Origin of the sequence: Mucilaginibacter galii, assembly GCF_014635825.1 — a bacterium.
GTDB lineage: Bacteria > Bacteroidota > Bacteroidia > Sphingobacteriales > Sphingobacteriaceae > Mucilaginibacter > Mucilaginibacter galii.
On sequence record NZ_BMDO01000007.1, the window covers coordinates 276553 to 286753 of the forward strand.

General features: G+C 45.8%; 4 protein-coding genes. 3 read left to right on the forward strand and 1 reads right to left on the reverse strand.

Annotated elements, in window-relative coordinates:
- Window positions 1-9: 9 nt before the first annotated feature.
- Entirely contained in the window at window positions 10-1524 is a 1515-nt protein-coding gene (locus tag IEV61_RS14145; protein WP_188417673.1) for a xylulokinase, read from the reverse strand.
- Between the two features lie 346 nt (window positions 1525-1870).
- On the opposite strand from IEV61_RS14145, the gene glgX reads away from it, so the two are divergent.
- The 3 genes from glgX to treY are packed head-to-tail and all read left to right on the forward strand — an operon-like array spanning window position 1871 to window position 10056.
- Entirely contained in the window at window positions 1871-4012 is a 2142-nt protein-coding gene (gene glgX, locus IEV61_RS14150; protein ID WP_188417674.1) for a glycogen debranching protein GlgX, read from the forward strand.
- The gene (treZ, locus tag IEV61_RS14155) at window positions 3999-5828 is read left to right on the forward strand and encodes a malto-oligosyltrehalose trehalohydrolase (RefSeq protein ID WP_229747144.1); all 1830 of its coding nucleotides are present in this window, start codon (window positions 3999-4001) and stop codon (window positions 5826-5828) included. The genes glgX and treZ overlap by 14 nt, the downstream gene beginning before the upstream one ends.
- The gene (gene treY, locus IEV61_RS14160) at window positions 5821-10056 is read left to right on the forward strand and encodes a malto-oligosyltrehalose synthase (RefSeq protein WP_188417676.1); all 4236 of its coding nucleotides are present in this window, start codon (window positions 5821-5823) and stop codon (window positions 10054-10056) included. Before treZ ends, treY begins: the two co-directional genes overlap by 8 nt.
- Window positions 10057-10201 lie beyond the last annotated feature (145 nt).

Consider the following 10201-nt stretch of genomic DNA (forward strand, 5'->3'; position numbering starts at 1 on the left):
TACTCTTGACTACTTTTCTCTCGCTGCTTCTTCTATGGCCTCTTCAGCTATTAGTTGCTTCTCAAGTAATATCTTCCATTCCTGGTACACTTGCTCAAAATTGTTGCCGGGTATAGGTTCAATTACCTGAATTTTTTCCATACCGGTAAAGGCTTCTTCGGGCGAGTTAAAAATACCGGCACCTATACCGGCGCCTAAGGCTGCGCCCACGCTGCCATCGTTGTTGTAAAGCTCTACGGGCACGCCTGTGGCATTTACAAAAGTTTGTGCAAACAGGTCGCTCAGGAATAAATTAGCCTTACCTGCACGAATAACAGTTGGTTTCATGCCATTCTCGCGCATAATATCCAGACCGTAGCGGAAAGCACAGGCTATACCTTCTTGCACCGCACGGAAAATGTGCGATTGGTTATGAAGGTTTAAATCTATATGGTGAAAGTGTACGCCTACCAGTTTGTTGTTCAACATACGCTCTGCGCCGTTGCCAAAAGGTAATATGCGCAGTCCGTTGCTACCTTCAGGAACCTGCTTGGCCAGCTCATTCATTTGCTGATAGCTAATGTTGGCGCCGAACAGGTTTTTGGCCCAGCGGTTGAGGCTGCCGGTACCGTTAATGCACAAAAGTATACCCAAACGCTTTTGCGCATCGGTATGGTTAACGTGAGCAAAGGTATTTACACGAGATTGCTGATCGTATGCCAGCTTATCGCTCACACCATAAATTACGCCCGATGTACCTGCCGTTGCAGCTACTTCGCCTGGGTTAAGTACATTTAGCGATAAAGCATTATTTGGCTGATCGCCCGCTTTGTATGCTACAGGTATGCCGGCTTTTAACCGCAAGCTGCTTGCTATTTCTTGAGTGATGGTGCCGTGAGGAGAGAATAACTCGTTCACTGTTGGAATAAGCGCTTCATCAAAGCCGAAAAAGCGCATCACATCCTCTGATAAACCGTTCTCTTTGAAATCGTAGAAAATACCTTCAGATAAAGCCGATTTTGAAGTAGTGATACTACCTGTTAGCTTCATGGCGATAAAATCGCCCGGAAGCATGATCTTGTCAATCTGTGCATAAATTTCAGGTTCGTTAGCCTTTACCCAAGCCAGTTTAGCGGCGGTAAAGTTGCCCGGAGAATTTAACAGGTGCGATAAGCTCTTTTCTTCACCAATGGCTTCAAAAGCTTTATCACCATATTCTACCGCGCGGCTATCGCACCAAATGATGCTGTTACGCAACACCTGCTGATCTTTATCAACCAATACCAAACCATGCATCTGATAGGCAATGCCAATGGCCGCAACATCATCAGGGTTATAGGTACCCTTGGCATGGCACATTTGGATGGCCTGTTGCGTTTGCTCCCACCACATATCGGGCGATTGCTCTGCCCACCCTAATTGCAGCGAAATAATGGGCGACTCGGTATCAGGAAACTGCGCCGACGCCAGCGTTTTTTGCGACACCGCATCAACCACCGATACTTTTACCGAGGATGTGCCAATATCAATACCTAATAATAACATGCGTATGCTTATAATTAATCTTAAACTGGTGGTTAGTGTACCAATTGGTTAGAATCAAAAACGAAGTTAAACTTTATTTTTGCGCTTTTGCAATCGATTGTCAAAGATAGTTTGATTTTGTTACCAAGCAATAGTTAGTGTAAAAAAAACACATTGTTAATAATTGATTATTACTTATTAACCTTTGCCAAATAAGCAGAGAAAAGCACTAAAAACGTGGTTAACAATACGCCTAAAAATTAGCCGGAAAAGTTTAGGTTGATATAAAAAAGCCCCTGCCAATGTTCAAAATCAGCTTTTTGAAAATAGTGCAAAACTTTTTTGCGTGCAAAACATTCATTTGGATATGAAAATAGATAGTTTCCCGGGTAAAGCATTTCCCCTAGGCGCAACCAGTACAAGCAAGGGTGTAAACTTTGCACTCTATGCCCCAAATGCTACTAAAGTTGAATTATGCCTGTTTAAAACAACAGAGGATGAAATAGAATATACTAAAATCAATATAACCGATTTTTCGCACTCTATATGGCACGCCTTTATTCCGCACTTAAAGCCGGGCCAGTTGTATGGTTACCGCGTACACGGGCCTTATGAGCCCGAAAACGGATTGCGCTTCAACGCTAATAAATTATTGATTGACCCCTATGCTAAAGCAATTTCGGGTACCATCAACTGGCACGATTCGCTGTTTAGTTATGATGTTTACAGTGAGGATAAAGACCTAAGCTTTAGCGAAACTGACAGTGCCCCGTTTATCCCTAAGAGTGTGGTGGTAAACCAAAAGTTCGACTGGGAAGGAGACTGTCCTCCGGCAACGCCTTATCATAGCACTGTAATTTATGAAACGCATGTTAAGGGCTTTACCAAACTTCACCCCGAAATTCCGGAAGAAATCAGAGGTACTTACGCGGCATTGGGTCACCCGGTCACTATCGAATATCTCAAAAACTTAGGTATTACCGCTATTGAACTGATGCCGGTTCATCACTTTGTGTCAGACCGCCATTTGGTAGAGCAAGGATTAACCAACTATTGGGGTTACAATACCATAGGCTTTTTTGCTCCGGACGTACGCTATTCAAGCAGCGGCACCTGCGGCGAACAGGTGAATGAGTTTAAGCAGATGGTGAAAGAACTGCATAAGGCAGGTATTGAGATTATATTAGACGTGGTATATAACCATACTGCCGAAGGTAATCAGCTTGGCCCCACCCTATCGTTTAAAGGTATTGATAACGATGGTTACTACCGCCTTACCGAAGACAGACGTCATTACATGGATTATACCGGCACGGGTAATACCCTTAACGCCAACCTACCCAATGTGCTGCGTTTAATTATGGATAGCCTGCGTTACTGGATCACTGAAATGCACGTGGATGGTTTCCGGTTCGATTTAGCGTCTACCCTGGCGCGCGAGTTGCATGAGGTAAACCGTTTAAGTGCCTTTTTTGATATCATTCACCAGGATCCTATTATCTCTCAGGTGAAACTCATTGCCGAGCCATGGGATGTTGGCGAAGGTGGTTACCAGGTAGGTAAGTTTCCGCAAGGCTGGGGCGAATGGAATGGTAAGTACCGCGATTGCGTGCGCGATTACTGGCGCGGTGAAGATAGTACGCTCGCCGAGTTTGCGCAACGTTTTACAGGCAGCGCCGATCTTTACCAGGATTCGGCCCGTAACCCAACAGCCAGCATCAATTTCATCACCGCACACGATGGTTTCGTATTGAATGACCTGGTAAGTTACAACGAAAAGCACAACGACGCCAATGGCGAGAACAATAACGATGGTGAAAGCCACAATCGTTCTAACAACTACGGTGTTGAAGGCCCAACCGATGACGCTGAAATCAACCGCATCCGTAAGCAGCAGCAGCGCAACTTTTTAACCACGCTGTTCTTGTCGCAGGGGGTGCCTATGTTACTCTCTGGCGACGAAATAAGCCGTACGCAAGGTGGTAACAACAACCCTTACTGCCAGGATAACGAAATTTCATGGACCAACTGGGAAACAGCCGATAAAGATCTGCTGGCCTTTACCAGTAAATTAATCCACTTCCGCCGTAAGCACCGTATTTTCAGCCGTAAACGATGGTTTCGAGGAGTGCCTATTAAAGGCGTGGAAGATATTGCCTGGTTCTTGCCCGAAGGCGACCAATTAAGCGATGAACACTGGAACCATGATTTTGCAAAATCTTTAGCTGTATTTTTAAACGGCCGTGCTTTACGTACCCGCAACGAGGTTGGCGAAGCTATTATTGATGATGGATTCTATGTGATCTTCAACGCACACTGGGAATCAGTAGATTATAAATTACCTGATGCCGTATATGCAAAAAGCTGGACCAAGATCATCGATACTGCCGAAGAAGAAGTAGCCGATACCGAAACATACAATGCGCATGATGTAATCCCTGTTGCAGGCCGCTCTATAGTTGTGCTGCACCATCCTGTAATTTATGAACAAAGTAATGAAGACAAATAAAGGTCGTTCCGGTATTAGTATAAATGGCAATAAGGCGTCCATAAGATTATGGGCGCCTAAGGCTAAAAATGCTTTCATAAAACTGCATGAAAGTGGCGAAAAATTAGCTTTAACTTCAGAAAAATACGGATACTGGACGTTAGATACCGATCAGCTGAAAGACGGTAGTTTATATCAATATATCTTGGACGATAAAGACCCACTACCCGACCCTGCCTCGGTGAGCCAGCCCCAAGGTGTGCACGGACCATCGGAGGTGGTAGACCTTAACACTTATCAATGGACCGATGCCGACTGGAATAACGTAGCATTAGAAGATTACATTATCTACGAGCTTCACACCGGTACCTTCACCCCCGAGAGCAACTTTGCCGGTATAGAAAGTAAGCTCGACTACCTGGTAAGTTTAGGCATCAATGCTATTGAGATTATGCCGGTAGCTCAATTTCCCGGCGGGCGCAACTGGGGGTATGATGGGGTGTTTCCGTACGCAGTGCAAAACACTTATGGTGGCCCTAAAGGTTTACAGCAATTGGTAGATGCATGTCATCAAAAAGGTATCGCCGTTGTACTCGATGTAGTGTATAACCACTTAGGACCCGAAGGCAATTATTTTGGCGAATACGGGCATTACTTCACCGAAAAGTACAATACCCCCTGGGGCAATGCCATAAACTTTGATGACGCCGGCTGCGATGCCGTACGCGAATACTTTATTGAAAACGTGCTGATGTGGTTCCGCGACTTTCATGTGGATGCCCTGCGCATGGATGCCGTACATGCCGTTAAGGATTTTGGCCCTGAACATATATTAAGCGAAATTAAGAGCCGGGTTAGCGAACTGGTTGCCAAAACCGGCCGCCAGCATTACCTTATTGTAGAGTGCGACCTGAACGATACCCGCTTTATCAATCCGCAAGATAAGGCCGGCTTTGGGATGGACAGCCAATGGATAGACGAGTTTCATCATGCCCTGCGCATAACCGCAGGTGGCGATCAAACCGGTTATTACAGCGATTTTAACGGTATTGCCGATCTGGCTAAATCATACAGCGACGCTTATGTATACGATGGACAATATTCTCCTCACCGTGATAGAAAGTTTGGTGTAAAAGCCACCGATAATCCGGGTAAGCAGTTCATCGTATTTTCGCAAAACCACGATCAGGTGGGCAACCGCATGCTGGGCGAACGCAGCAGCGAACTGTTCAGCTTTGAGATGCAGAAACTGATGGCCGGTGCTGTGTTAACCGCCCCTTTCCTGCCTATGCTTTTTATGGGCGAAGAATACAGCGAGCCGCACCGCTTTATGTATTTTGTGAGCCATACCGATCCAGAACTGGCCGAAGCCGTACGCAAAGGCCGCAAAGCCGAATTTGCTGCTTTTCATGCACAAGGTGAAGCCCCCGACCCGGTGGCCGAAGAAACTTTCATCAATTCGCAATTGCAATGGAATTTACCTGAGCAAGGCGATCACCTGGTGATGCTTAACTTTTATAAGGCATTAATTGCGCTGCGAAAAAAACTTCCTGCCCTGCACCATCTCGACCGTAAACATGTAAAAGCATCAGCCAACGAAGAACAAAGAACATTGATCTTACAACGCAAGCACCATGTGCAAGAAGCGGTAATATTGATGAATTTTTCTGTTAACATACAAAACCTATCTTTACCCGATACGGCACAAACCTGGCATAAACAATTTGATTCGGCCGATGTGCAATGGAACGGTCCGCGGGCAGCAGCAAACGCTGCCGAAGGTGGACAAACCGTACCAGTACAACCCGAATCCTTTTTAATATTTATTAATGAATAATCCTGTTGCTACCTACCGTTTACAGTTTCACTCGGCCTTTACGTTTGATGATTTTGAGCGCATTATCTCCTACCTGCAAAAGTTAGGCGTAAGCACAATTTATGCTTCACCTGTATTTGAAGCCACACCCGGCAGCACACACGGGTACGATGGTGTTAACCCACACCGCATCAGCCCCGAAATTGGCTCCGAAAAGCAGTTAAAAGCGCTCAGCTCAAAGCTGAAAGGCTTGGGCATAAACTGGCTGCAGGATATTGTACCCAATCATATGGGGTTCCATCAAAATAATCCATGGTTAATGGATTTGTTGGAGAAAGGCAAGCTATCCTTATACGCTACCTTTTTTGATGCCGTGTGGACAAGCCCGCTTTTTAAAGACGAGCAAATTATGGTACCTTTTTTAGGTAGCCCGCTTGAGGAAGTCATCAGCAATAACGAGTTAAGCATAACTTACCAGCCGCAACAGGGGCTGGTGCTTCAGTATTTTGATAGCTACTACCCATTAAGTGCAGCGTCGTATGCCGGTATTTTAGAAGCAGCAGGTACCGAAATGCCCGAGGCTGTTCAGAAATTGGTTAAACAGGTTAATTCGTTACAACAAATTACCGAGGCAAGCAGTTGCGCCCTAAAATGGGCCGCCTGGAAGCAAAAACTTGTAAAAGCCTTAGCCGACGAAAGTGTTAAGCAGTACTTTGATGCCTGTTTATCAGCAACGAACAACGATAAGGAAAAGCTTACTCAAATAGCCAACAACCAGGCATACCGCCTTTGCAATTACGAAGAAACCGATCATACCATTAACTTTCGCCGGTTTTTTACGGTGAACAGTTTAATTTGCCTGAATATACAGGATAAAAGGGTTTTTGATCATTACCACCGGATGATTAAAACGCTGGTAGAAAACGGCGTGTTCCAGGGTTTGCGAATAGACCATATCGACGGTTTGTATGATCCGGCCAAATATCTGGAAAATCTTCGCCAAATGACCGGAGAAGACACGTACATAGTGGCCGAAAAAATATTAGAGCATGGCGAAGACCTCCCTTTGCAATGGCCGCTGCAAGGCACCTCGGGTTATGATTATTTAGCACAGGTAAATAACCTTTTTACCAACCAGGCAGCCGAAAAGCGATTGACCAAGTTTTACCAGGAACTGGTGAACGACGATCAGCCTGTACAGGAACAGATCTGGCAAAAGAAGGCAGATATACTTTCGCAAAGTATGGGTGGCGAACGTGACAACTTATATCATTTATTTAAGAAGCTCCGATTAACCGACAAAAAGATACTTGAAGGGCTCGATCCCGAAATGATCAAAGCTGCCATTGGCGAACTCCTGATCCACTGTCCGGTTTACCGTTACTATGGCAACCAATTTCCGCTTCAAAATCAAGAATACGAGGCGGTAAAGCAGCTCTTTAAACTGGTTAAGAAAGCTAAACCCCAATTAAAACCGGCATTGAACCTGCTGGAGATCGTATTGCTGGAAAAACCAAAACTCAGCAATGCCGATTACAACCAGCGCGCTTTACAATTCTATCAGCGTTTAATGCAGTTTAGCGGCCCGCTAATGGCTAAAGGTGTGGAGGATACGCTGATGTATACCTACAACCGTTTTATTGGCCATAACGAGGTTGGCGATGCGCCTGATGCTTTTGGCAGCGGCACCAAGGCCTACCACAAATTGATGAAGAGGCGCCAGAAAGAATGGCCGCTGGCACTTAACGGAACATCTACCCATGACACCAAACGTGGTGAAGATGTACGCGCCAGGCTGAATGTTTTAACCGACCTTTCTAAAACCTGGATCAAGACCGTTAAACAATGGCGCGAACTTAACGCCGGCTTAAAGCAAGACAATGCGCCCGACGTTAACGATGAGTATTTTATTTACCAAACACTGGTTGGCGCACACCCCATGCCCGGCCAGCCCAACGATGATATAGCTAACCGCTTACAAGAATATTTAACAAAAGCCCTGCGCGAAGCCAAAACTAACTCTAACTGGGCAGCGCCAAACGAGGCCTACGAGCAGGCCACGTTAAACTTTGCCGAGGCGTTATTAAATACAGACAGCGAGTTTTGGAAGTCGTTCCAGGAGTTTCAGCAAAAAATTGCCGATTTCGGCATTGTAAATTCCCTGGCGCAGGTAATGCTTAAATTTACCAGTCCCGGCGTGCCCGATGTGTATCAGGGTTGCGAACTATGGGACTTCAGTTTGGTTGATCCTGACAATCGCCGCCCTGTTGACTATGAGTTACGCAACCGGTTACTGGATGATGTGGTTAACAGCACTCAACATCCGGCTGAACTAACCGAGCTGCTATGGCAAAACCGTTACGACGGGCAAATAAAGCAATGGCTTACTTATAAACTTTTCCAGGAAAGAAAACAGGCAGCAGAACTTTTTGCCAAGGGCGCATACCTGCCATTGCAGGTAAAGGGTGCGTACCAGGATTATGTGATGGCTTATGCAAGGCACTATCAAAACAAATGGTACATTACCGTGGTTGCGCTCCGCTTAGCCGAACTTTGTCAGGAACAAGGCAAAAGTATTGTTAACTTAAAATGGAAAAACACACGGGTTATCCTGCCAACGGAGGCACCGGCGGCATGGCAAAATATACTCTCGGGCGATGATGGTAAGCTGACAGAAAACAGCATCAGGGTAAAAGAGTTGTTTAAGCAACTGCCTTTAGCCCTGCTCAAACTTGAGCAGCCCGGTAATAACCGCGGCGCAGGTATATTAATGCATATTACCTCGCTTCCATCGCCTTTTGGTGTGGGCGATATGGGTCCTGAAGCTTATAGCTTTGCCGATTTTTTAAGCCGGTCGGGGCAAAAATATTGGCAAATACTGCCCCTCAACCCCACCGGGCCTGAGCAAAATTATTCGCCATACAGCTCGGTAAGCAGTATGGCAGGCAATACGCTGTTGATTAGTCCGGAGCTTTTAGTAGAGGCCGGTTTATTGACCAACGACAACTTAAAGCCTTTGTATTTACCCTCGAAAGAAAAAGTAGCTTATAAAGACGCTCTGGAGAATAAGAACCAGTTGCTCAACATTGCTTACCATAATTTTAAGCAAGGCGGCTTTAGTGCTTTAAACCGCAAGTTCGATCTGTTTTGCAGCACCGAAGCTTATTGGCTTAACGATTTTGCCCTCTATATTGCGCTTAAACAACATCACAACAATCAGCCCTGGTATGAATGGCCTATGGATTTTCGTCAGCGAAAAACTGCCGCTTTGAGGCGCTTTGCGGTGCAGTTTGATACCGAAATAGAACAAGTAAAGTGGTTGCAATTCATATTCCAGGAACAGTGGAGCGCGTTAAAGGCTTATGCCAATGTGCTTAACATCCAGTTATTTGGCGATCTGCCTTTTTATGTAAGCCACGATTCGGTTGATGTATGGGCAAACCCCGACAGCTTTTGCCTGGACAGCGAAGGTAAGATGACCGGCATAGCCGGTGTACCACCCGATTACTTTAATGCCGATGGCCAGCTTTGGGGCATGCCCGTTTACCGCTGGGACGTAATGAAAGCCAAAGGCTACGATTGGTGGATTGGCCGCCTGCGTAAGAACATGCAATTGTTCGACCTGTTGCGCTTAGACCACTTCCGTGCATTTTCGGCTTACTGGGATGTGCCTGCAGGCGAGGAAACAGCCAAGAACGGAAAATGGAAACCAGGACCGGGCAGCGATTTCTTTCAAACCGTTCAAAGTGCTTTAGGAGAGCTCCCCTTTGTGGCCGAAGATTTGGGCGATATTGACGCGCCGGTATTTGCCCTGCGTGAAGAATTTGACTTCCCGGGCATGAAAGTGCTGCAATTTGCCTTTGGCGATGAACTACCAGACTCCTTATACATTCCGCATAACTACCAGGAAAATTACTTGGTTTATACCGGTACACATGATAACAACACCACGGCGGGCTGGTACAATACCGACACCAACAAAACTGTTAGGCGCCAAATTGAGCAGTACACCGGTCAAACCGTTAAAGCCAAAAACGTTCATGAAGTATTGAGCCGCGTGGCTTATGCCTCTACTGCTAAAATTGCGATGCTGCCCATTCAGGATGTAATTGGTTTAGATGAAAGCGCAAGGATGAACAACCCTGCCTCAGCCAAGAACAACTGGGCCTGGCGATTACTACCGCAGTATCTTACCCAGGATGTAGAAGAAAAGTTGCTGGAGTGGACGAGATTATATAACCGAATATAGGCCTAACAATAATTAAACTATGTCATTGCTGTAAAGGTCAGATAATTCGGGGACAAGCTTAACTTTAAATAACTAAGTTAACTTGTTATGCGCATTAACACGAGTGATCTGACCTTAAAGCGGAACTATTTGCAGACCTACCGCC